The 22,917-nt window shown below is 59.7% G+C and carries 16 protein-coding genes and 4 pseudogenes; 12 read left to right on the top strand and 8 right to left on the bottom strand.

Translation table 11 applies throughout. The annotated features are described in order from the left end of the window. The first annotated feature begins 37 nt into the window (after positions 1–37). The 4 genes and pseudogenes from OKW28_RS16660 (at position 38) to OKW28_RS16645 (ending at position 4,588) form a co-directional block, all read left to right on the top strand. A complete protein-coding gene (locus OKW28_RS16660; RefSeq protein WP_429447385.1) occupies positions 38–1,933 on the top strand; it encodes an FAD-binding monooxygenase in 1,896 nt (631 codons plus the stop codon). A 27-nt stretch (positions 1,934–1,960) separates the two neighbouring features. Next, complete coding sequence (locus tag OKW28_RS16655) at positions 1,961–2,401, top strand: MarR family winged helix-turn-helix transcriptional regulator (RefSeq protein WP_429447383.1); 441 nt, start codon at positions 1,961–1,963, stop codon at positions 2,399–2,401. Positions 2,402–2,703: 302 nt separating this feature from the next. After that, positions 2,704–3,532, top strand: a pseudogene (locus tag OKW28_RS16650) (MetQ/NlpA family lipoprotein). Between the two features lie 93 nt (positions 3,533–3,625). Beyond that, positions 3,626–4,588: a sulfonate ABC transporter substrate-binding protein gene (locus OKW28_RS16645; RefSeq protein WP_429447381.1), complete on the top strand. Its 963-nt coding sequence runs from the start codon at positions 3,626–3,628 to the stop codon at positions 4,586–4,588. Between the two features lie 33 nt (positions 4,589–4,621). On the opposite strand, the pseudogene OKW28_RS16640 reads toward OKW28_RS16645, so the two are convergent. After that, positions 4,622–6,032 (bottom strand): annotated as a pseudogene (locus tag OKW28_RS16640) (MFS transporter). A 287-nt stretch (positions 6,033–6,319) separates the two neighbouring features. On the opposite strand from OKW28_RS16640, the gene OKW28_RS16635 reads away from it, so the two are divergent. The 5 genes from OKW28_RS16635 to OKW28_RS16615 all read left to right on the top strand — a co-directional run bounded on the left by OKW28_RS16635 (position 6,320) and on the right by OKW28_RS16615 (position 10,782). Next, a complete protein-coding gene (locus OKW28_RS16635) occupies positions 6,320–6,868 on the top strand; it encodes a DUF488 family protein (RefSeq protein ID WP_429447379.1) in 549 nt (182 codons plus the stop codon). 45 nt (positions 6,869–6,913) lie between these two features. Beyond that, positions 6,914–7,540: a uracil-DNA glycosylase family protein gene (locus OKW28_RS16630; RefSeq protein WP_429447377.1), complete on the top strand. Its 627-nt coding sequence runs from the start codon at positions 6,914–6,916 to the stop codon at positions 7,538–7,540. Between the two features lie 292 nt (positions 7,541–7,832). Beyond that, positions 7,833–8,942 (top strand): sugar ABC transporter substrate-binding protein, encoded by a 1,110-nt coding sequence (locus OKW28_RS16625; protein ID WP_429447376.1) that lies wholly within the window; start codon positions 7,833–7,835, stop codon positions 8,940–8,942. Further along, positions 8,942–9,952, top strand: coding sequence for an ABC transporter permease (locus OKW28_RS16620; RefSeq protein WP_429447374.1), 1,011 nt, complete (start codon positions 8,942–8,944; stop codon positions 9,950–9,952). The genes OKW28_RS16625 and OKW28_RS16620 overlap by 1 nt, the downstream gene beginning before the upstream one ends. Next, positions 9,952–10,782, top strand: coding sequence for an ATP-binding cassette domain-containing protein (locus tag OKW28_RS16615; protein WP_018422193.1), 831 nt, complete (start codon positions 9,952–9,954; stop codon positions 10,780–10,782). Before OKW28_RS16620 ends, OKW28_RS16615 begins: the two co-directional genes overlap by 1 nt. A 34-nt stretch (positions 10,783–10,816) precedes the next feature. Here the strand turns inward: OKW28_RS16615 and OKW28_RS16610 are convergent. The 5 genes and pseudogenes from OKW28_RS16610 to OKW28_RS16590 all read right to left on the bottom strand — a co-directional run. Further along, a pseudogene (locus tag OKW28_RS16610) lies at positions 10,817–11,131 on the bottom strand (TonB-dependent siderophore receptor); the annotation flags it as partial. Then, positions 11,095–11,406, bottom strand: a complete 312-nt coding sequence (locus OKW28_RS16605) for a hypothetical protein (protein WP_429448837.1) — start codon at positions 11,404–11,406, stop codon at positions 11,095–11,097. The gene OKW28_RS16605 and the pseudogene OKW28_RS16610, both read right to left, overlap by 37 nt. Before the next feature lie 65 nt (positions 11,407–11,471). Then, positions 11,472–12,620 (bottom strand): hypothetical protein, encoded by a 1,149-nt coding sequence (locus OKW28_RS16600; protein ID WP_429447372.1) that lies wholly within the window; start codon positions 12,618–12,620, stop codon positions 11,472–11,474. 82 nt (positions 12,621–12,702) lie between these two features. Then, positions 12,703–13,941: a lipopolysaccharide biosynthesis protein gene (locus tag OKW28_RS16595; protein ID WP_429447370.1), complete on the bottom strand. Its 1,239-nt coding sequence runs from the start codon at positions 13,939–13,941 to the stop codon at positions 12,703–12,705. Positions 13,942–14,009: 68 nt separating this feature from the next. Further along, the gene (locus OKW28_RS16590; RefSeq protein WP_429447369.1) at positions 14,010–16,271 is read right to left on the bottom strand and encodes a polysaccharide biosynthesis tyrosine autokinase; all 2,262 of its coding nucleotides are present in this window, start codon (positions 16,269–16,271) and stop codon (positions 14,010–14,012) included. A 404-nt stretch (positions 16,272–16,675) separates the two neighbouring features. Between OKW28_RS16590 and OKW28_RS16585 the strand changes: the two genes are divergently transcribed. The 3 genes from OKW28_RS16585 (at position 16,676) to OKW28_RS16575 (ending at position 19,860) form a co-directional block, all read left to right on the top strand. Next, entirely contained in the window at positions 16,676–17,587 is a 912-nt protein-coding gene (locus tag OKW28_RS16585) for a polysaccharide deacetylase family protein (RefSeq protein WP_429447367.1), read from the top strand. Between the two features lie 314 nt (positions 17,588–17,901). Continuing rightward, on the top strand, positions 17,902–18,843 hold the full coding sequence (locus OKW28_RS16580) for a glycosyltransferase (protein WP_429447366.1): 942 nt from the start codon (positions 17,902–17,904) through the stop codon (positions 18,841–18,843). 96 nt (positions 18,844–18,939) lie between these two features. Further along, entirely contained in the window at positions 18,940–19,860 is a 921-nt protein-coding gene (locus OKW28_RS16575; protein WP_429447364.1) for a glycosyltransferase, read from the top strand. A 538-nt stretch (positions 19,861–20,398) separates the two neighbouring features. Here the strand turns inward: OKW28_RS16575 and OKW28_RS16570 are convergent. Then, entirely contained in the window at positions 20,399–21,523 is a 1,125-nt protein-coding gene (locus OKW28_RS16570; RefSeq protein ID WP_429447362.1) for a glycosyltransferase, read from the bottom strand. Positions 21,524–21,628: 105 nt separating this feature from the next. Next, a pseudogene (locus OKW28_RS16565) lies at positions 21,629–22,225 on the bottom strand (sugar transferase); the annotation flags it as partial. Between the last annotated feature and the right edge of the window lie 692 nt (positions 22,226–22,917).

Below are 22,917 nucleotides of genomic sequence, written 5' to 3'. Positions count from 1 at the left end.
GCGTTCAGCAGATATCTACTGAACGGAGGAGGACGTCATGCAATTTCATCTCAACGGTTTCCGGGCCGGCGATCCGACGATCGAGCCAGTCATCGGCAATACGCATGCTGCGCAGATGCCCGAGACGCTCGACGTGCTGATCGTCGGCAGCGGCCCTGCCGGCCTCGTACTGGCGGCGCAACTGTCGCAATTCCCGTCGATCGGCACGCGCGTCGTCGAGCGTCGCGACGGACCGTTGCAGATGGGACAGGCCGATGGCGTGGCGTGCCGTACCGTCGAGATGTTCAATGCGTTCGGCCTCAGTGACCGCCTGCTGCAAGAAGCCTATTGGGTCAATGAAACAGTATTCTGGCGACCCGATGCAAATGACCGCGGCGCGATCAGTCGTACCGGCCGAGTTCAGGATACCGAAACAGGCCTTTCGGAATTTCCGCACGTCATCGTCAATCAGGCCCGCATCCAGGAATATCTGCTCGACGTGATGCGCCGCTCCGCGCGACGGATCGAACCGGACTACGGCCTCGAAGTGGTCGACGTTCAGCGCGACGATACGCACGAATACCCGGTGCTGGTCACGCTGCGCCATACCGATCCCGCGCGGCTCGACGAGACGATGTCCGTGCGTGCGCGCTATGTCGTCGGTTGCGACGGCGCTCGCAGCCGCGTACGCACCGCCATCGGACAAACGCTGCGCGGTGACGCGGCCAACCATGCGTGGGGCGTGATGGATGCGCTGGCGGTCAGCGACTTTCCGGACATCCGGCTGAAAGCGGCGATTCAGTCCGCGAGTAGGGGCAACCTGCTGATCATTCCGCGTGAAGGCGGATATCTGGTCCGCTTCTACGTCGACCTCGGCGATGTCACCCCGGAGAACCGCGACAGCATCAAGCAGATCACGGTCGATCGCATCATCGAGACGGCGCAGCGCATCCTCCATCCCTATACGCTCGACGTAAAAGAAGTGGCGTGGTTCTCGGTCTATGAGGTCGGGCAGCGCCTCACCGACCGCTTCGACGATGCCATCGCCGCCGACGGCACTTCGCGCGAGCCTCGCGTGTTCATCGCGGGCGACGCCTGCCACACGCATAGCGCCAAAGCGGGTCAGGGCATGAACGTGTCGATGCAGGACGGCTTCAATCTCGGCTGGAAGCTCGGCGCGGTGCTGGAGGGCCGCAGCGACGCCGCTCTGTTGCGCACGTATTCGGACGAGCGCCAACCTATTGCGCAGGAGCTGATCGATTTCGACAAGGAATGGTCGGCGATGATGGCCGCGCCGCCGAAGGATCCGAACCGGCCCGAGGCGGGCAGCGTCGATCCCGCGGAGCTTCAGGCGTACTTCGTCCGCGCTGGCCGCTACACGGCTGGCGTCGCAACGCGTTACCGGCCGGCCACCCTGACCGGTGAAGCGACGCATCAGGCGCTCGCCAAAGGCTTTGCGATCGGTACGCGCTTTCACTCGTCGCCTGTCGTTCGCCTCGCTGATGCAAAACCGTTCCATCTAGGGCATGCCGCGCAAGCGGACGGCCGCTGGCGCCTGTACGCTTTCGCGGACGCGTCGCATCGTGCGCTGGATGCGCTGTGCGAGCATCTCGACACGTCGCCCGATTCCGTTTTGAGGCTCTGCACGCCGAAGGACGCCGACGTGGACAGCGTTCTCGATCTGCGCGCGGTGCTGCAACAGCCGCATCGCGAAGTCCGCCTCGGAGACGTCCCCGCCCTCCTGCTGCCGCGCAAGGGTCGCCACGGCCTCATCGACTACGAAAAGGCATTTACGAGCGACGCGACGACTGATATCTTCGACGAGCGCGGCATCGATCGCGAACAAGGTGCACTCGTCGTGGTACGTCCCGATCAATACGTGGCCCATGTTCTCCCATTGAATGCGTATGCGGAGTTGAACGCCTTCTTTCGGCCTATCTTTCGCGTGCGTTAAACCACAACGAAACCCAAACCTTCGAAATTGCCGATCAAACCCGAAGACGCCGGCGCGCTCCCCAAATTTACTGGCAGCCTGGTGCGCCGTGCCCAACAGCGCCATGCAGCGGTCTGGCTGAGCGAGGTTTCCGCGGAGATCACGAGCGTGCAGTACGCGGCGCTCGAGGTCTTGCACGAGACGCCTGGCGTCAGTCAGCGGCAACTCGGAGACAAACTCGACGTGGATCGTTCGACGATTGCCGATCTCGTTGCACGCATGGTGCGCAATGGCCAGATCACGCGCGCCGACGATCCTGTCGACAAGCGCAGTTATGTGCTGTTTCTCACCATTGCCGGTAAGAAGCAGCTCTCGGCCTTGCGTCCGCGCGTCGAGCAGGTCGAGCGCATTCTCACTGAAAGGCTGACGGCAAGCGAATTGGCGCAGTTGCGCCGGCTGCTTTCGGCACTGTTGCCGCCGCCTGGTTAGAACCGGGTGCCTTTCCAGATCAAATGACGGACGACGCACGCGAGCCCGCACATTTGTTCCGGCACGCAACCTGAAACGAAAACCGCGCCAGCGGACATTCGCACGATCCGGCGTCCGCCAACCCCGCTGCGGCTCGCCTCATGCCAGCGCGGCGATCGCGCTTGGCTTATTCCCAGCAGCGCCATGCACGTCGTACCGCCGCTTACGCTCAAGCGCGATAACGATAGCGCTCGATATTATTTGTGCACTAACGAGCGCCTCTCTACGATCTCCGGACCTTCACTTCGATCTCATTTCAAAACATGGCTACGACAAAAGCGCTCAAGGCCGCACTCCTCCCGGTTCTCGTTACATGCGGCATCGTCAACGCGCAACCGGCGCTCGCGGCGGGACAAACGGTGCGAGTCGGCATCATGTCCGGCGAGGACGAAGACGTGTGGCGTGCGGTACGCGGCCAATGCCGCCAAGCAGGGCGTCACCGTCAAGATCACGACCTTCTCCGACTATACGCAGCCGAACGAAGCGCTCGCGGAACACGACCTCGATGCGAATTCGTTCCAGCACAAGCCGTATCTCGACGCGCAGATCGCGGCGCGCCACTATCGGATCGTGCCAGTCGGCTATACCTACGTGCAGCCGATCGGTCTCTACTCGCGCAAGGTGAAATCGGTCGCGGTGCTGCCGCAGGACGCGGCGATCGGCGTGCCGAACGATCCGAGCAATGAAGGCCGCGCGCTGCTTCTGCTGCAGTCGAATGGACTGATCAAGCTGCGCCCCGACGTCGGCCTGCTGCCGACCGCGCGCGACATCGCGGAGAATCCGAAGCACATCCAGATCAAGGAACTCGACGCCGGCATCGTCGGCCGCGCGATTGGCGACCTCGACGCTGCCGTCGTCAATACCGACTGGGCGATCAAAGCGGGCATCAAGATTCCGCAGGAACGCATCGCGCAGGAGAAAGTGCCGGGCAACCCGTACCGCAACTTCATCGCGGTCAACGCGAAAGACGCGAACGCTGTGTGGGTGAAGACGATCGTCGACAGCTACCAGCAGACCAACGTCGCCGCGGCGATCCTGACCGTTTATCACGGCGCCACGCTGCCGGCATGGGATGGCGCGCCCCAGCACTAACCTGACGCACGAACAACCCACGTCTCAAGCCGCGGCGCTTCGGCCGTCGCGCATCCTGCCTTCTTCATTGCCCTCCTGATCGTATCGTCCGTCATGTCCATTAACAGAACGCTCCACGACCGCCGCACCTTCCTGACACTTTCGCTCGGCGCCGCAGCGGCCGCGGCAGCACCGCTTTCGTTCGCGCAAGGCAACGCGCGCACGCTGCGCGTCGGCAATCAGAAGGGTTACCTGAATCTGCTGAAGGGCCGCGGCACGCTCGAAAAACGGCTCGCGCCGCTGAACGTATCGGTTACATGGACCGAGTTCGCGGCGGGCCCCGTGCAACTGGAAGCATTGAACGTCGGCTCGATCGATTTCGGCGACGTCGGCGAAGCACCGCCGATCTTCGCTCAGGCCGCCGGCGCACCGTTGGCCTATGTGGCGGCGACCGTCAAGCGGCCGCAGTCGGAAGCGGTGCTGGTGCCGCCGCAATCGACGATCCGCTCGGTCGCGGACCTGAAGGGCAAACGGATCGCGCTCAACAAAGGCAGCAACGTCCACTACTTTCTCGTCAAACTACTGCGTCAGCATGGCCTGCAATACGGCGACGTAAAGCTCGTGTTCCTCGCGCCCGCCGATGCACGCGCCGCGTTCGAGCGGGCGTCGATCGACGCGTGGGTCATCTGGGATCCTTTCTTCGCCGCGGCGGAGCAATCGCTCGGCGCTCGCGTGATTGCCGATGCAAGCGGCGTAGTCGGCAATCGGGCGTTCTACTCGTCGCAGAGTTATGCGGCGAACAATCCCGACGTGATCCGGATCCTGATCGAAGAACTCGACAAGGTCGATCAGTGGGACAAGCAGAACAAGGATCAGCTCGCCAGCGAACTCGCGCAGCTATGGGGTCTGCCGAAGCAGGTCGTGGACGTGGCGGTGCAGCGTCAGCAGTTCGGCACGCAGCCGATTACCCGCGCGATTCTCGGCGAGCAGCAACAGATCGCCGATACGTTCCTCGATCTCGGCCTGATTCCTAAGCACGTCGACGTGCTGAAGGCGGCGCCTTCGAATCTCGCGTAGGCGTATGGGCTGCGGAACGACGCCGCACCCGCGTCAACGCTCGGAGACCGGCCGCGTTGGCGTAGCCTGTTGTTCCTGCGGGGCGTCGCTGTGCTCGGTCATACGCCGCACCGAACTCACGCCGGCCGCGATCAACGCGAGCGCCGCGGCAATGCCGGCAATCAACGTGAGGTGCCGGCCATGCACGAGTCCGAACACGATGGACACCGCCACCGCGCCGCTCGACTGGCCGAGCAGACGACCCATCGATTGCAAGCCGGACGCGCCGCCGCTGCGATGCCGCGGCGCACTGCCGATGATCACGCGGTTGTTCGGCGACTGAAAGATACCGAAGCCGAGGCCGCAGACCGCGAGCCGCCACACGATGTCGAAACGCGTCGCCGTCTCGCCGAGCTGGCAGAGCATCGCGAGTCCGCACCCGAACACGACGAGCCCGACGCTGCTGATGCGTCCCGGCGCCCACCGATCGGACAGCCGGCCCGCGACCGGTGCGATCAACGCGGTCACGAGCGGTCACGAGCGGCCACGGCGTCATCAGAATGCCGGTCTGTGTTTCCGACAGCTTCAGCGTCTGCTCGAAGTAGAACGGCAGCACGATGTACGCCATCGTCTGCGCCGCGAACGAGCAGATCGACGTCGCCATCGACAATGAAAACACCGGCATGCGCAGCAGGTCGATGGGCAGCATCGGTGTCGCGAGCCGGCTTTCGCGTCGCACGAACAGCACGCCGGCCACCAAGGCGATCGCGACCATCATGGCGCCGCGCTGCGTCGCGCCCGCCTGGTTGAATGCCGCGAGACCGGAGATCAGCAGGCCGAATGTGAGCGCGTTGAGCAGGACGCTCAGGCCGCTCAGGCGAGCCCCCGAGGTCGGCGTCGCGGGCAAGGTGCGCGCGCCGATCGACAGCGCCAGCACGCCGAGCGGCACGTTGACGAGGAACAGCCACTGCCAGTGCGCGACCGACAGAATCGCCGACGCGATACTCGGCCCCGCCGCCGACGAAACGGCCACCACCAGCGACGAATAACCGACGCCGACGCCAAGCCGTGCCTTCGGGAAAACGAAGCGCACCAGCGCGATATTCACGCTCATGATGCCGGCCGCGCCGAAGCCCTGAAACACGCGAGCGACCGCAAGCACCAGCAGCGTGTGCGCATTCGCGCAGGCGAACGACGCCAGCGTGAAAAGCGCGAGTCCGTAGCAGTAGACCCGTTTGTAGCCGAGGCTGTCCCCGAGCACCGCGAGCGGCAGCAAGGACACCGTGATCGCCAGCTGATATGCGTTGACGACCCAGATCGCGTTCGCGGGCGATACCGCGAGGTCGTTGCTGATGGTGGGCAGCGCGACGTTGACGATCGAGGTGTCGAGCACCGACATCGTCATCGCGATGGCGATCGCGATGTACGCAAACGCACGTTGGGGATTGGGCAGGCCGTCGGTCATGGTGCAAGCGGGTTGAAAGAAAATGCGCGGGCGACTACGTGCCGCGCGGGCGCCGTCGCGGGTGCATTGTTGCAACTCCGACTCGCGGGAGCAAGGTTGCACTCGATACCGGAATGATGGCTACCCGGCTTGTCTCCCCGGGGTCTTGCGATTCGCGAGCGCGTGCATACGCGCGCTCGTCAGGCATGACACGTGCAACACCTGAATCGGGACACAGTGGACGTTACTGCGCCACACGTTTTAAATCTGTAGGGATCGTCGCCGCTATCAGCGCCGGCGAAGCACGCATGAAAACGAAACGCCCTTTTTTCACGATCGGCCACTCGACGCGTCCGTTGCAGGAATTCGTCGACTTACTGAACGGCGAGCAGATCGCCTTGCTCGTCGACGTGCGCAGCATCCCGCGCTCGCGGACCAACCCGCAGTTCAATCGCGACACGCTGCCCGCCTCGCTCGCGCCGGAACATATCGACTACGTGCATCTCGCCGCGCTCGGCGGACGCCGCAGCAGGCGCAAGGATGACGCGCCGTCGCCGAATGCGTACTGGACGCATCCGGCCTTTCGCAACTATGCCGACTATGCAATGAGCGACGCGTTCCGCGAGGGACTGGCGCAACTTCTGACGCTCGGTCATCGGCAGCGCTGCGCGATCATGTGCTCGGAAGCGGTCTGGTGGCGCTGCCACCGGCGTATCATTACGGACTATCTGCTGATGCACGATGAAACCGTGCTGCACATCATGGACGCGCATCACACGAACGCCGCCACGATGACGCCGGGCGCCGAGCCCCAGGCCGACGGCACGCTGATCTATCCGGCTCAGGCGCAGAACTGAGCCGACTCACGACACGACTGCGCACCGGTCACCTCGCACCGCTTTATGGCTGTTACCACCAAACGTCCGTCGAAACTCGACACGTCGCTCGACACGCTGCTTCACGACATCCGCGCCTGCACGCTGTGCGCACCCATGCTGCCGCACGCGCCCCGCCCGGTGCTCGCGGCGTCCACGCGGGCGCGTATTCTGATCATCGGGCAAGCGCCAGGCGCGCGCGTGCATGCGTCGGGAGTGCCGTGGAGCGACGCGAGCGGCGCGCGTCTGCGGACATGGCTCGGCGTCGACGACACGACCTTCTACGACGCTTCCAGATTCGCCATCGTGCCCATCGGCTTCTGTTTTCCGGGCCGCGGCGCGAGCGGCGACCTGCCGCCTCGGCCCGAGTGCGCCGGCCGTTGGCACCGCGAATTGCTCGCGCAAATGCGTTCGGTGAAATTGACGCTGCTGATCGGACAATACGCGCAGCGCTTTGGCCTCGGCGACAAGTTTGGCCCGACCTTGACCGATACGCTCGTCAGGTGGGCCGAGTTTGGACCGCATGTGATGCCGCTGCCGCATCCGTCGCCGCGCAATATCGCGTGGTTCAAGCGCAATGCCTGGTTCGAGGGCACGGTGCTGCCGACGTTGCGCGAGCACGTGGCGACCGTGTTGGCGGGCGGCGAGCTTTGAGCGCCGCGCACCCATCCGCGCGATCAACCGCTCGTGGTAAACACGCATCCTGACCCGGCGTCCCAATCTTCGGAACGGTTACGGGTATACATGGATTAGGCGGTGCAACCGCACTGCACTAACATTTTTGCGGTACCGCACGGCGCGTATCGAGCGCCTCCGAATCGGGGTTGCACGTGGCCACGCCAAACTCTCGCGCTGCCCAGCGCACTCCCGGTGCCGTCCAGCATCTGCGCACAATCGACGCAACGTCGACCACATCGATCAACGAAGACAAGAACCGGAGGATGAGATGGCACAGCAACGGGATGACGATCAGGAACACAACGGTAACGGGTTCAGCACGGCGCGGCGGGGGCTGATGCAGGGCGCGGGACTCGGCGCGGCGCTTTCGCTGATGGGTGCGCTAGGCGGCGCGGGCGGACTGATCGGCACCGCGCAGGCAGCGCAGACGGCTTTTCCGTCGCACAAGAAGTGGAGGATCGTGTTCGTCAATCACGTCACCACCAACCCGTTCTTCGTGCCCACGCAGTACGGCATTCAGGATGCCTGCTCACTGCTCAACATGGATTATCAGTGGACCGGCTCGGCCACTTCGGACGCGGGCGAAATGGTCCGCGCCGTGAACTCGGCGATTGCCGCGAAGGCCGACGCCATCGCGGTGCCGATCGTCGATCCGAGCGCTTTCGACAAGCCCATCCTGGCCGCGCTCGACGCCGGAATTCCGGTGTTCGCGTACAACGCCGACGCGCCGCGCGGCAAGAAGAATCCGCGCCTCGCGTATATCGGCCAGGACCTGTATCTGTCGGGCTACCAGATGGGCGAGCGCATCGTCAGTCTGATCGACAGCGGCATGGTCGGCCTGTTCATCGCCACGCCGGGGCAGCTCAACATCCAGCCGCGTCTGGACGGTGCGAGCGACGCCATCAAGAAGTCCGGCAAGAAGATCGACATCCAGACCGTGGCCACGGGCGCGACCGTCAACGAGGAGCTTTCGAAGATCAAGGCGTTCTACCTGGGTCACCAGGACCTGAAAGGCATGTTCGCGGTGGATGCGGGCAGCACGCAGGGCGTCGCGCAGGTGATGAAAGAGTCGAACCTGCCGTCCAAAGGCGTGCACGGCGGCGGCTTCGACCTGCTGCCGACCACGATCCAGCTGATCCACGAAGGTTTCCTCGACTTCACCATCGATCAGCAGCCCTACGTCCAAGGTTTCTATACGGTGATGCAGGCGTTCGTGTTCCTCAGCTCCGGCGGCCTCGTCGGCCCGGCCGAAATCAACACCGGCCTGAAATTCGTGACAAAGGATAACGTCGAGCCGTACCTGAATACCTCGACGCGCTTCGAAGGCAAGACCGACAAGCAGCAAATCGTCCCGAGATCCGGCGCAATCAAGTCCTGATGAATACAGTGAACGAACCCAGCAACACCGAAGCGGTCCGCGCGCCCCGGCGCGCGGGTGTTTCATTCGCGTCTCAATGGGCGGCCGAGCTGCGCATCCTGCTCGTGGCCGTGCTGCTGGCCGCCTACTTCGAATTCGCGAACCACGATTTCCTGCTCACCAACGCGAGCCTCGTCAACCTGTCGCAGTTCATCGCGCCGGTGGCGATCATCGCGTTCGGCGAAATCATGTTGATGATCGGCGGCGACATCGATCTGTCGGCGGGCATGGTGTTCGCGTTCGCGCCATTCATGATGGTGTTCGCGAATGACGCGGGCGCGCCGATGTGGCTCGCCGTGATCGCGGGGCTCGTGGCCGCGGGAATCGTCGGCTTCGTGAACGGGGCGGTGTCGGTTTGGCTGCGGCTGCCCTCGTTCGTTACGACGCTCGGCACGCTCTTTCTGATCAACGGTATCACGCTCACGATCTCGCGCGGCACGCCCGCCGCCACGCCGGGATCGCCCACCTTCGCCGCGTTCATGGGCGCGTGGGGCTACAGCGAGATCATCTGGACCCTGGTGATCGCGGCCGCGATGCACGTGCTGTTGCGACATACACGCTGGGGCCTGCATACGCAGGCCGCGGGTGCGAATCCGCTCGGCGCGAGCGAGGCCGGCATACATGTGAAGCGACTGCGCCTCGGCAACTTCGTCCTCGCCGCGGTGCTAGCGGGCTTCACCGGCATGCTCGAAGCCTTTCGCATTACCTCGATCGACCCGCAGGCGGGCGGCAACCAGATCATGTTCCTTGCCGTGGCCGCCGCCGTGATCGGCGGCACGCCGCTCACGGGCGGCTCGGGCACCATCGTGGGCGGCCTCATCGGCGCAGCGGTGCTCGGCATTCTGAACGACGGCTTTACGCTCATCGGTATCAACGCGTTTACGTTCAACATCATTCTTGGCGCCGCGATTCTGGCGGCGATGATCTTCAACATCCACGTCGGGCGCATTCGCCGCAAGGGTGGACGATGATGGACCAATCGCAAACCTCCTCCGCGGGCGCCAATGCCACGGCCGCTGCGCGCAGCGCACCGAACGCCCCGCTCGCGCTGCGCGGCGACAGCCTCGTCAAACGCTTCGGCGCGGTGACGGCGCTCGATGGCGTCTCGCTCACGCTCGGCAAGGGCGAGATCCTCGGCATACTCGGCGACAACGGCGCGGGCAAGTCCACGCTCGTGAAGATCCTCACGGGCTTTCATCAGCAAACGAGCGGCACGCTCCACATCGACGGCGAGGAGACGCTGTTGCGCTCGGTCGATCATGCGCGTTCGCTCGGCATCGAATGCGTGTATCAGGATCTCGCGCTCGCGAATTCGCTGAGTATTTATCACAACATGTTCCTGAACCGCGAAATCGTGCGGCGCGGGCCGTTCAGGCTGCTCGACCACAAACGGATGCGCGAGCGCGCGGCGCAATGCCTCGACGATATCGGCGTGCACGTGCCTTCGGTGGATTTGCCCGTGGAGCGTCTTTCGGGCGGCCAGCGCCAGGCGATCGCCGTGGCGCGCGCCGTGCATTCGAACGCGAAAATCCTGTTGCTCGACGAACCGCTCGCCGCGATGGGCGCGCGCGAGGCGGGACTCATCATCGACCTTCTGATGCGCTTGAAGGAAAAAGGCGGCCTCTCGATCATCATGATCATGCACAACTATGCGCAGACGCTCGATATCGCGGATCGCATCATGTTGATGCAGCGAGGCCGCGTGACCTACGAGCAACAGAGCGCGCTGACTTCGGTGGCGGAGCTGATGGACATCGTGCAGCGGGAATACCGGGCCATGCGCGCCGGCGGCGCACAGTGAGCCCGCCACGGCCCGCGACACCGCGCCACTCAAATCAGAAATCGATCTTCGCGTTCACGCTGACCATGCGCGGATCGCCCGGCGCGATGTAGTCCGAGTAATGGAACATCCAGTAGCGGCGATTCGTGATGTTGTCGATCGCCGCGCGCAGCGTCACGTCGTGCCCACCGATGCGCGTCAGATAGTTCGCCCCGATGTTTACGATCATGTAGCCGCCCGTCTCCAGGTCGCCTGCCGGACGCACCTTCGTGCTGCCCGTGAACTTCGCGTCCGCGCCGACCTGCAGGCCCGGCAAGGCAGGCACGTCGTAGGTCACGGCGGCGACGAACTGTGGAGCTCCGGCCACACGGCCCCACGCGCAGGAGGGTTTCTGTCTGACAACATCTTGCTCTGAGAGAGCGGGTCTGATGTGTTGACGACATTGCGCGGTATCGCCCGTTTGGCGTGTGCGAAACCCAACGCGTCGGCCTGATGACATAAAACAGCCGACATCAACAGGTTCGACGCCGAGCGCGGGTCCCAAAGCGCCCTTTTGCCGCGCGCCTCCAGCTCCGCGCCGATCTCATTCGATTTGTCGAAGTGATTTTCAATGGCGCGCTTGCTTCGACCCGTCACGAAGATCATTTCCGTGATGCTGGCGACAATCGCTTCATCGACGGCCTACTGAATCAGCGGACCGTCATTGCGATTCAGGAGGCGCTGCGATGCTTCGACAATGTGGACTGGTGATGGTCGCCGTCGTTCACTCGCGACGCACTCTGCGCCGATACCGTTATGTGTTCATCGTACGAGAGCCGCAGGACGAGAAACATGATCATCGGCGACACCGGCGAAAGATGCCGCAGAAATGACCCGTAGTCCGGCTCGAAAATAGCTTGCGTTGACAGGAAACTGACCAGAAAACAAAAACAAAGTGTCTCGAATCGGCCCACCGGAAATAGCGCCGCCGCGGAGCGATAACGCACAAACACAATCGCAAAAGTGAAAAACACGCCAATGCCGCCCACCATTTGCAGCGGAGAACCCGACGTAATCAACCGCACCGGCAAAACGAAGGTCGCCAGCGTGATGGCGACGTTCGCCACGCCAATGAACATACCACTGCCTGGAATGAACTGTACGATCATCGACCCCACTTCCTCCGGGTCCCGCCACTCATTGGCGTTCTGCCTTGCGAAATCCAGTGATTCGCCATAGGCCTTCTGGAACACGAAGGCGACCATCACAAACATGGCCAGTGCGAAAAAGATCAATGAAACCGGCCTTTTGAAGCCGTTTGGCGCCAAATAAAGAAACACGGTTGCGGCCAGTGTGATACCCCAGTACGATCTGAAGTACATGGCTACCAGCGCTGCCAGGACGACAAACAAAGCCAATATCGCACGCGACGAGTCGTAAAACAGCAACAAAAGAACCAGAACCGAAATGATGAGTTCTTTCGATGGAACGCCGATGTAGACGGTCTGATTGGCGAGCCAGAAGGCAACCAGAAAGAACTCGGCCGGTTTTAGCGAAGTGACACCGGAACGCCAGATGGCGAAGAACATGCCGATTGTCGAGGCGAGAAATCCTATCAAAGAAATGGAGAAACCCTGGAGACCGAAAAAGTTGAATAGCCACGCGAGATTGTCAAATGAGTCGCCAAACGCCCTGAAAGCCGTGACGGTCTTCATCCGGTCGAAGATCACCAGTTCATCGAACAGAAAACGCGCCGGCAACGTGCTGTCGTGAAACGCGGAGATCGCATAAAGTGCGATGAACAGAATGAACCAGACCACGGCCGACACGCCTGGACTCGCATTCCTGCCGATGATGCCGGGGAGTTTTACAATGCGCATACTCTTTCCCTGAACAAGTGAGCGACTCGCCTCGCGGTGGAGGAGCTAAACTTGCAGCGTCGCTGATTTTTGAGCGCAGAGATCACGGCGCTTCATAACTAGGTTGGCGATTCAAATAAGCGTCCGGCTCCTTGCCGATCTTGAGCGCCTGGTAAGTCCCCACACTTGCCACGATCGTTCCACAGACGCTGAGCAGAAGAAGCGAGTGGATGAACCCGACGCCGAGGAATTGAGCCGTCGCAAAGATCAGGAAGATCGATACGGCATTGACTGCTTGAATCATCAAGTCGATCTTCAGCCGGTTCGCGACAATGAATACCTGAGCCATCGAGCCATAGATCGCCATCGTGATGAAATAGGGAATAAAGATCAGGTACACAGACATCGACGGTTCCCATTCGTCGCCCATCTTCATGTGGATAATGAGGCTAAGGCCTGCATAGCACGCTGCCACCAGAGAAATGCTGATAAACGTCAGCATAATAAAAAACTGTTTCGAGGGATTCACTCTGTCTTTTCTGTGGCCGTCGAAATAATCGATCAGATCGCGGCGGAAGACAGCGCCCAAACTTTGCGACAAGAGGGACGCAGGGAAGTACCCCACACGATACGCCAGCGCAAAGATGCCGGCTTCACGATGGTCGAAGATCATCGGCATCAAAATGGCGGACGCATAGATCACGAATGAATTCAGCGTAGTGGTCGGCACACCAAATTTTGCATACTGGATCTGAAGCGCGGAGAACCTGATGAAGGCCAACGGGATCATCCGGCGCGCCGAGTAAAGGCAGATCGCGGCGGGCACAACGGTCGAGGCCAGAAAAATCCAGCTATAGATGTTGAATACGGTGGTGCCTGTGCACTCCCCTTTCGAAAACATCATCATGCAGACGAAGTAGACGGCGAACGCGGCATTAGGGAAGAACCGGATCGTCGCGATTTGCGCGTACTTTCTTTCGGTGGTGAGTGCTCCGCACAACGCCTGTTGCAGGAACACGCCAAGTGCCAGCCCGATAACAGGTAGGTATTCCGTATGCCCGGCCGCTGCCGTGGCCACCACGAGCGTCGCGCCGATCCCTATGGCGACCGCACTGGAACTCGTCATTGCGCGCACGGCTTGGGCCTTGTCCGCCGCCATGCACGCAACCTCCAGACGCAAGCCGATCACCGACCCGATAAAAAGACCACCGGCCATGAGCTGGCTGAAATACCCGAGAGCCGTCGGTCCGCAGAACTTCCCGATCAATAGAATCGAAACGAAATTGAGCGCCTGACTCAGTACGACTCCAGCGATACTGACGATCGAGTGTTTGATATTCACAATTTATCTACGTCGAAGTCCGGGTGAATTTTTCATCGCTCTACACGACGATGGTTATCGTCTGAAGGCTAGCCTTTCTGCGTCTTTCCGCTGGCGGGCAATGCGTCGAGATAGGAAGCACTGCGATAGAGGCCTGCGCGCGCGCCCAGACTATAGCGATAGACATCCGTATCGATCGCGTTGAAGATCACGCCCTTCACGCGGGCATTCGCCTGCTTGAGCTGCTTGGTGGCCTCCACCACCTGCGCAATGGAAGTGGTCTCGAAGCGGGTCACCAGCAGCACGGTGCCGCAGCTATCCGCAAGCGCGGTCGCGTCGGATACGGCGAGCACCGGCGGCGTGTCGATCAGCACGATATCGTATTCGCTCGTCTTCGCGAGGAATTGCTGCATGCGTTCGCTCACCAGAAGCTCGGCCGGGTTCTCCGGTATCGCTCCGCGCGCAACGAAGTCGAGGCCCGGACGCACGTCACGCATGATCACCGGGTCGGACGTCACGTCCGACGTCAGATAGTCAGCCAGACCGGGGGTCGAGTCGAGACCAAAGTATTGCTCGAGATGACCTTTGCGCAGGTCCGCGTCGATCAGCAACACCCGCTTGCCGGCCGCCGATACGACCGCCGCCAGATTCGCCGAAAGGAACGACTTGCCCACCTGTTCCGTCGGCCCCGTCAGCAGCACGCGATTGTCGCCCGATTCCGATTCCAGCATGGCAAAATGAAGCGCGGTTCTGAGTCGGCGCAGGCTTTCAATCGACGGGTCGCGCGGAAACTCGCTCGCCAGCAGGAACTTCTCGCCAGCGGGCAGCTTCGGCGTCTTGCCGATTCGCGCGACTTTCGCCTGCGACAGCGGCACGCTCGCATAGACGTTCAGGCCCGTTTGCTCCTCGATCTCCTGCGCGTCGGTCACGCCCCGATACAGCGCCGTACGCCCGAACGCCGCACCCACGCCCAGAATCAGGCCGCCCAACGCAGCATAGATAATCACCAGAAGCTTGTTCGGCTTGATCGGCTCTTTCGGCACCACCGGGTTATCGATCAACCGCACCGTTCCAACCTTGCCGGCGCGAACCAGTCTGAGCTGTTGCATGTTGTTCAGCATGCCGACGTAAAGCTCGTTGTTCACGTTCATGTCACGGGTCAGGCGCACCGCATTCTGCTCCAGGTCCGGCAACGCCTGTTCCTGCTGCGACAAGCTGCCGATCTTGCTGCTCAGCATGCCGATCTGCTGATCGATCGCCTGGATCGCGGGGTGACCCGGCGCGTAGATCGCGCCCATCTCCGCGCGCTTCTGCTTCAGTTCGAGCAGGCTGCGCTGCGTGGCTACGCTTTGATCCAGATAGGCCTTGCCCTGCTCACTCAGATTGAACACGCCCATGCGGTTGCGCATGTCGTTATAGCGTCCCTCGGCGCGCTCCAGGTCGCTCTTGAGTTGCGGCAGCTGCTCGCTCAGGAACGCAAGCGACTTCTCGGCTTCCGCCGCCTTGCGCTTCAGATTCTGCTCAACATACGCATTGCCGATTTCGGCGAGCGTGCTGGCCGTCAGCAACCGCTCAGAGCCCATCAGCGACGCGCCGATGATGCCGCTGTCCTTACCCTTCTGCGAGACCGTCAGCCGGTTTTGCAGGCTTTCCACCGTCTTTTCGCGCGACTGTCTCTCCAGAATGAATTGCGTGCCCGGCTTTGCGTTCAGCGAATCGACCTGCAGCGTGATCGCGCCATCGGGCAGTTTCGTGTCGAGCTTTTTGCCCACGCGACCCTCGATCGGCTCGCTGAGATCCGACTGCTCCAGCCGGTAGCGTTCGCCCTCCAGAACCGTCAGAACGAACTTCTCGCCTTCGAATGCTTCCGGGACGTCGAAACTGGACACCTTGATCGCTTCATCGCCCCATGCATATCCGCCAAATCCAAAGATACCTGGCTCGGAAAGACTCCTGGCTTGCCGGCCCAACCAGTCTCCGATCAATGGAAAGCGCCTGGGCTTTGCGCTGACGTCGAGGTGCAGATCGTCAACGGCTTTTCCGACCACCATTCTCGACTGCAGGATTTCCATTTCAGCCGTCGCCTCTGTTTTGACGTCGAACATGCTCGAGACGTCGCCCAGCGGGCTTTTTGAATTGTTGGTCGGAATGCTGTCTTCAACCTGCACGAGAATATCGGCCTGGTACACCGACGGCGCGATAAACGCGTAGGCCACGCCCAGGGCGAGCACACTGCCGGCGATTCCACCGACCAGCCAACGGTTGGCCAATAGAACGTCGAAATAACGCGAAAGACTTACATCGTTATTCCGGAGCACGGCAGCATTCGTAAGCAGAGAGTTCTGATTCATCGAAACCCCCAGGGCGGGTGTGCGAAAAGGGTGGAAGCCGGATTTAATGTGCAGGCGATGCGGCATTACCAGATCTCGTTTTTTGTCACGAGATGGCAACATTTTGGGTGCTGGCGCTGCGTGCGTCAGTTCGGTGTGCAACGCAATCTGTCAACAATTCCTCTGCTTTGCGCGCCACCAACTTCAGAATAATCGTCTTACCGTACAAACATAAGACTGCCTAATTCTCTGCTTAACCACTGTTTTCCCGCAGTAGATTCCTCGGTGGAAAATTAGCGCATATTTCACATTAACAATGTATCCCAGACTATCTGAAGACGGTCATCACCTCTGTACGCTAACGCACATCGCTTCCGTGGCCGTGACGGCACAATCCCATTCAACGCCGTTAGCCTGGGATGCATATGAAACAATTGATGCGTGAGATATTCACACGCGCGCTGCTTTTCAGTGGAACCCCCGCGGCGATTCGAGCATTTCTCTGGCGCGATCGCACCGCGATTCTGCTCTATCACGATCCGTCGCCCGCCACGCTCGAAGCTCATTTTGAGTACCTGAAAGACAAGGTCGAGTTCGTGCCGTTGTCGCAGGCAAATTCGCGAGGTAGTGGTCGCCCGCGCGTGGCCGTCACGTTTGACGACGGCCATATCGGCAATGCAAATCTGCTGCCCGTATTCATCAAGTACGGCGTGTACCCGACCATTTACATCTGCAGCAGTGTCGTGGCGCACGATCGTACTCACTGGTTCCTACATCCTGTCGCGAGGGATGCGGGTGTGAAGCGGCTGATTCGCATGAAAAATCACGAGCGCCTGGCTGAACTCGACGCGCGAGGCTTTCGTCAGGACTTGCCAGACTCATCGGCGACGATTAGTGGCCTCAGCGCCGCCCATATTGAAGAGATGCGCCCCTATGTCGACTTTCAGTCTCACACACGCTATCACCCGACACTAACCTTCTGTGACGATGACGAATGCTTTGAAGAGCTTGCGCTATCAAAGTCGGAGGTAGAACGGATTGTAGGTAAGCCTTGCGAGCATTTCGCGTATCCCTATGGCATTTATGGTCCGCGCGAAGTCGAACTGCTGAAGGCCGCCGGCTACAAGACCGCACGCACGACCGACGTAGGCTGGAATGACGAAGGAAGCGACCCGTTCCGACTCAAGGCGTTCGACATTGACGATGACTCTTCCGTGTCGTGGTTCGCCGCGCAGCTCACGGGCCTGACGTTGGTGCCGCGCTATCTGCGACTGGGGCGCGTCAGGCGCCTGGCTCAGCGCATCTTTAGCAGGCCACGTGCATTGAACCAGGCGTAGAAAGCACCGCGCCGCCGACGACAGCGCGCTGACAGAAACTGCCGAGGCCGGGAGATGTCGACCGAGCGCCGACGCGACAACTCGCGCAGCGGCGTATGACACCGTCGTGCACCGCGCTGCATCCAACCCAGGGCAGCGAATCGTCACGATAAGGTATTCGCTAATAAAAATACTATCGCGCGCGATCTCGGCTTCGAGCAGAACAAGCGGTCAACGTTCGAGCACCTGTCAATCAAAGGCGCAACCGGACCGCCAGTGCAATATTCGTAACGGCCTTATTGTTCCTTATCTCCACGGTTAAAAAGGAAGGCGGCATGCGTAAAATCTTCATCACGTCTCCGGGTACCGCCAATTATCCGGAAATTACTGCCTATCAAAACTATTTTAAAGCGCGCGGCGTGGATGTGGTGGTCGGAACAATCAGCGATTACCGCGCCCTCGATAACAAACGAAATTTCGTGTTGTGGGAAATCATGGGTTTTTATCCGAACCGGTTTGAATCCGACTTTGTCATCCATGACTACCGTTCTCTCTCCGTGGGCGGCTGGCCGGCGATGAAAGACGTCGCGAAGCGGTATTTCAATTGCCAGCCGAATCTGCGGATCTTCCAGAACAAACAGCAACAGGAGATCATGGGTTTCGGTCACGGCGTACCCAGTGTGATCCTGCCCATGGGCGTGCCGAACTGGATCTTCGAGGTGCGGGATGGCGGTCAGACCGAAAAGAAAGCTGATTTCTGTTATATCGGCGAAATGAGCGTCGAGCGGGGCTTCGATCGCGTGCTGGAAGCATTTATAAACAACTTTCAGAAGCGCGACGTCTCCCTCCTCCTGGTGGGAAAACCGGACCCGCGCATCTACGAAAGATTTTCGGATGCAAAAAATATCATTTTCACTGGGCCGTTGCCGCAGCGTGAGGCGCTGAAGCACGTGGTCGAATCCGATGTTGCGGTGTGCTATTTCCCCTATCACCGGCCGCACTGCTATCAAACGCCGACCAAGCTGCTCGAGTATGCTGCGCTCGGCAAGAAAATCGTGTGCAACGACTCGCCGTCGAATATCAGATGCTGTGAAGAGATGGGCATCCATAGTGTGATCACCACGGCGAACATCTTTGACGGAATCGATGAAGACGCCGCGCGCGGTGCGACAGCGAATCGTCGGACGGACTTCGCAGACCTCATTTGGGACCGGGTGATAGAGCAATCCAACGTCGCGGCGTTTCTGCCGAAGGATATCAAGCTAACCAACGCTTGACCAATCCATTGACGTGCGACATTTCAACGAAGGCGACCCGAACTGCCCTTGGTAGCGCTGAGTCAGCCGAAGAGACACTTGAACGGTGGCAATGACATGCAGATATTCATCCTTCACCCCGGCAGGGCGAATTATCCTGAGATAGATGCCTACACCAGGTATTTTGTGAGAAACGACTGTAAGGTAACGTCAGGGACACTGGATGATTACAAAAAAGTCAAGAATCCGGAGGAGTACGTTCTCTGGTGCATCATGGGCTTTTACCCCAGGATCCCTGCTGCAAAATACGTCATCCACGATTACCGCTCGCTGTCGGTCGGGCGTAACAGTGCGCTAAAGGACAGCATCAAGAAAACGTTTCAATCACGGCCCGATCTTCGAATATTTCAGAACGACTCAATGAGTGCAGTCATGGACTTCCGCGACGGCGTCGATACCGTTTTCCTGCCGATGGGCGTACCCGATTGGATTTTCACGACGGATGCTGACCGCAACCAGGCGCTTCCGTCGGGAACGTATTGTTATCTGGGCGAGATAACGCGGGAACGCGGCTTTGTCGGCTTCATCAGGGACTTCCTGGCCGCCAAGCGCGACTCGGATACCCTCGTTCTGATTGGGCCTGTTGAAAAGGAAATCTCCGACGCATATCTTCGATCGCCCGGCATCCTGTTCACGGGACGCCTTGCGCAACGCGATGCCCTCGCGGTGGTTCGCAACTGCGAGATTGCTATTTCAACCATCCCGTACAAGCGTCCGTACGACCTGCAGACGCCGACCAAGCTTCTGGAATATGCTGCGCTCGGCAAAAGAATCATCTGCAATGACTCGCCTTCGAATCTGAACGCCGCCGCCAAGTTTGGAATTCTATGTAAAGTAACGGGCCCAGACGTATTCTCTAGCATCTGCAATTTCCACGGCGATATGGTGCCGAAAAATGACCCCTCCACGCTGCTGCATTTGCGGTGGACAGATATAATCGCCGCCTCGGGCGTGGATCGATATCTCGCGCGGCTCTAAAAATTAAAATGGTTTGCGCGATGACACACGCAAACCATTTCTGAAAAAGCGAATTCTCGAATCGTTTCCACGAAAGCTGCGTCGCTAATACGAAAATAACCGGATGCTGTTTTTTTCGAATCTCCTGATCGAATCAAAAAATGCGCGAACCGCGCGAGACGCGCCTGGAGGCGGTTTCATCCAATCAGAGCAACCAGCTCGGTAACGACGTTTCGATCGGCGCAAGTCAGTCTCGTCGCGATCGGCGTTCCGTGAACGTTGGTTACGGAGTGGTGCTTCGATTCTTGCCGCGCCCCATCGGCACGTTCGGGCAAGTTCTTCGCCCGTCCCGACTGCGCGAATCGATGAAGAGTTGATGGTCACGCGCGTGAAGAGGCTTTTGTCCGCTACTCTTCACTTCGGCAAGAGCACTGTATGCGATCGGTCCCAGACGACGGCTTGCTGCAAATCGCGCAGTCTGCGCAAGCAACTGAAACCGGCGCCGCGTCCCCTCTTCGCCGGAAAATCTCGCTAAGCCCCGCCGCGCAGCTTCACGTAGTCACTCGCTCAGCACCGAACGGCCCTGGCGAATGCTTCTCAACTGGGCCGAATAAAGCAGCGCGATGTTGTTGAAGAAACGATCTTCACTGAATCTGTTGCGCGCTTCCTCCTGCGCGCGCCGCAATAAACCTTCACGAAATTTATCCTCGGCTATCAACTTCACGATCAGCGAAGTCGCTTCCGCAGCCGTCCGATAAAGAACGCCGGTCGAATTGTGACGAATGGTGTCTATATTGCCGGGACAATCTGACGCCACAACGGGTGTGCCGAGCGTCATTGCCTCAATCAGAGAAATCGGCATTCCCTCCCAGGAAGCTGTCGACAAATAAATATCCGCTTGCGCCACAGCCGCGATTACTTCAGCACGCGTAAGCCAACCGGTCACGCGCACGCCGACGTCCTCGAGCGCCCTCCTGAGATCTGCGTCGCCGTCGCCGATCCATACGAACTCGACGCCGTCCCGATCAAACGAGCGTGCAATCTCCGCGAACAACCGCGGATTCTTTTGCACACGAATGCCGCCGACAGTCACAATTTTTCGCCTTTTCGTCGATCCGACTTTTTCGGCGCTTTCCAAACGATTGGTGCCCTGGACACTGACAGCCCGATCGATCGCGTTCTCGACCAGTACTGCATCTCGCCGAAGATAGCGGCGAATAGCGGCGCATTCACTCTCGGAGCAGCCAACGTATGTGCAGTTCTTCACACACGCAAGCAACTCCAACGCGGCGAAACAGTATCGCTTCAACCTGCCTATGTCTCGCCGTACGAAAGAGATGCAGTGCGGGCTATAAAGAAGCGCCGTTGACGGCAACGCAAACAAGGTCGACATTCGTCCCAGGAAACCTGCGAATGACGAGTGCAGATGGACGATATCCGGGTTCAATTCGATGAGTTGTTGGCGCAAGACAGACATGATCCGTGCCAATGATGGCCCTTTCATCTGCAGATGCCGCAGAACGACGTCAGAGTGAAACATCGCGCGCAAATTCTTCGGTGTTTCCTCGCGCTCTGAATAGATCACATACACCTCGTGACCTTCCTTGGCGAGGCGCGTCGCAAGCGTGCTCACAACTGCAAGCGTTCCTGTAGCAGTCGATTCGATTACGTGGACCACTCTCATAACATGTTTCTCGTGAATTGCGCAGCAATAGCGGAACACATCCCCGATCGGTCACGGCGATCGGGACGACATGCAATCTACGACCGGGAAAGGACCTCAGCCGGCTCAGTAGGCGCCGTCTTTCGCGAACACCACTTTGACGGTTCTCAGAAGAATCGACATATCGAATGTCAGCGAGCGGTTCATTGCGTATTTAACATCGAGCGAAACCCGCGTCGGATAGTCCACGTCGTTGCGGCCACTGACCTGCCATAAGCCTGTCATTCCCGGCTTCAGCGCGAGGTAGTAACGAACATCGCGGCCATATCGCACCAGCTCCTTCTGCACGATAGGACGGGGTCCCACCAGGCTCATATCGCCGCGCAGCACGTTCCATAGTTGCGGCAACTCATCGAGGCTCGTCTTGCGCAGAATGCGGCCAACCGGCGTCACACGAATATCGTTTTTAAGCTTGAAATCGCGGTCCCATTCCGCACGAGCCTGCGGATCGGTTGCGAGCAGTTTGGCGAGAACTTCATCCGAGTTCTTGACCATGGAGCGGAACTTCAGGCACTTGAAAGTACGTCCTCCCCGGCCAATTCTCGGATGACCATATACGGCGTTTCCGTGATCGCTCATGACTGCCAGCGCAATTATCAGAAGAACCGGGAAGAGCAGGATGAGTAGAACCGACGCCCCACAAACGTCCATCGTTCTCTTCACTGCGTCGTCCCACCTTGCGACGAAGATGTTCTCGCTTTGCGGGTTCGAGTCATCCAGGGCGACCTGTTTTGAATTCGCCTCAAGGCACGCCTCTTCCAGTTTCGGAACCGCGGTGGCGTTGGGTTCGAACATGCTATCTCCTCAGTTCGGAAACTCGTGGGGAACGATGCCGGCGTAGGCACGTGCGCTTGCAAAACAGATTCTGGTGTGGAAATGAATCGTTTAGTGACGCTAATTTCATTGATTCACAGATGAGTCACGACGAGCGTAACATCTCACTCAAAGACCGAATGTTAGCAATAGCGCATAAAGTCCCGCCATCGTACAGTTCGATCGCGACACGTCGCCTTCATTAGGCGCACCGACAGCTCTTCTGGCAATCAAATACGCAGAATTCGAATCATGTCTTCGTTCTTTGATTGGTCTTGTCGCCAGGTGTCACTCGTAAATATCAGGACAAAGCGATCAGGTGAGACGCATACCTTTATCAGACGTTTAACCGTTCTTTCCAAAGCTCGTGATTTCGAATTTGTCTAAAGAGAGACGACAGTTTTCATCTCCACATAAACCTTATTTGCGCGTTCAATGAAGAAAAAAGAGAAAATTTGATGAAGGAACAACTTGTGTAATGACTGACCGCGGCAAGGTCTATGCGATGACTCGCGCTGCACATCGAAGTCGCAAGTATCCCG

It is taken from the genome of Paraburkholderia sp. 40, assembly GCF_050434105.1.
Lineage (GTDB): Bacteria > Pseudomonadota > Gammaproteobacteria > Burkholderiales > Burkholderiaceae > Paraburkholderia > Paraburkholderia tuberum.
This window is presented reverse-complemented; position numbering and strand designations above follow the sequence as displayed.

What these genes read in the sequence shown, in the direction of transcription:
- OKW28_RS16625 (WP_429447376.1), top strand. Translation starts at nt 7,833, where the DNA reads ATGGCACAGCAACGGGATGACGATCAGGAACACAACGGTAACGGGTTC.
- OKW28_RS16580 (WP_429447366.1), top strand. Translation starts at nt 17,902, where the DNA reads ATGCGTAAAATCTTCATCACGTCTCCGGGTACCGCCAATTATCCGGAA.
- OKW28_RS16660 (WP_429447385.1), top strand. Translation starts at nt 38, where the DNA reads ATGCAATTTCATCTCAACGGTTTCCGGGCCGGCGATCCGACGATCGAG.
- OKW28_RS16600 (WP_429447372.1), bottom strand. Translation starts at nt 12,620, where the DNA reads ATGCGCATTGTAAAACTCCCCGGCATCATCGGCAGGAATGCGAGTCCA.
- OKW28_RS16585 (WP_429447367.1), top strand. Translation starts at nt 16,676, where the DNA reads ATGAAACAATTGATGCGTGAGATATTCACACGCGCGCTGCTTTTCAGT.
- OKW28_RS16575 (WP_429447364.1), top strand. Translation starts at nt 18,940, where the DNA reads ATGCAGATATTCATCCTTCACCCCGGCAGGGCGAATTATCCTGAGATA.
- OKW28_RS16620 (WP_429447374.1), top strand. Translation starts at nt 8,942, where the DNA reads ATGAATACAGTGAACGAACCCAGCAACACCGAAGCGGTCCGCGCGCCC.
- OKW28_RS16570 (WP_429447362.1), bottom strand. Translation starts at nt 21,523, where the DNA reads ATGAGAGTGGTCCACGTAATCGAATCGACTGCTACAGGAACGCTTGCA.
- OKW28_RS16630 (WP_429447377.1), top strand. Translation starts at nt 6,914, where the DNA reads ATGGCTGTTACCACCAAACGTCCGTCGAAACTCGACACGTCGCTCGAC.
- OKW28_RS16615 (WP_018422193.1), top strand. Translation starts at nt 9,952, where the DNA reads ATGGACCAATCGCAAACCTCCTCCGCGGGCGCCAATGCCACGGCCGCT.
- OKW28_RS16645 (WP_429447381.1), top strand. Translation starts at nt 3,626, where the DNA reads ATGTCCATTAACAGAACGCTCCACGACCGCCGCACCTTCCTGACACTT.
- OKW28_RS16605 (WP_429448837.1), bottom strand. Translation starts at nt 11,406, where the DNA reads ATGATCTTCGTGACGGGTCGAAGCAAGCGCGCCATTGAAAATCACTTC.
- OKW28_RS16590 (WP_429447369.1), bottom strand. Translation starts at nt 16,271, where the DNA reads ATGAATCAGAACTCTCTGCTTACGAATGCTGCCGTGCTCCGGAATAAC.
- OKW28_RS16635 (WP_429447379.1), top strand. Translation starts at nt 6,320, where the DNA reads ATGAAAACGAAACGCCCTTTTTTCACGATCGGCCACTCGACGCGTCCG.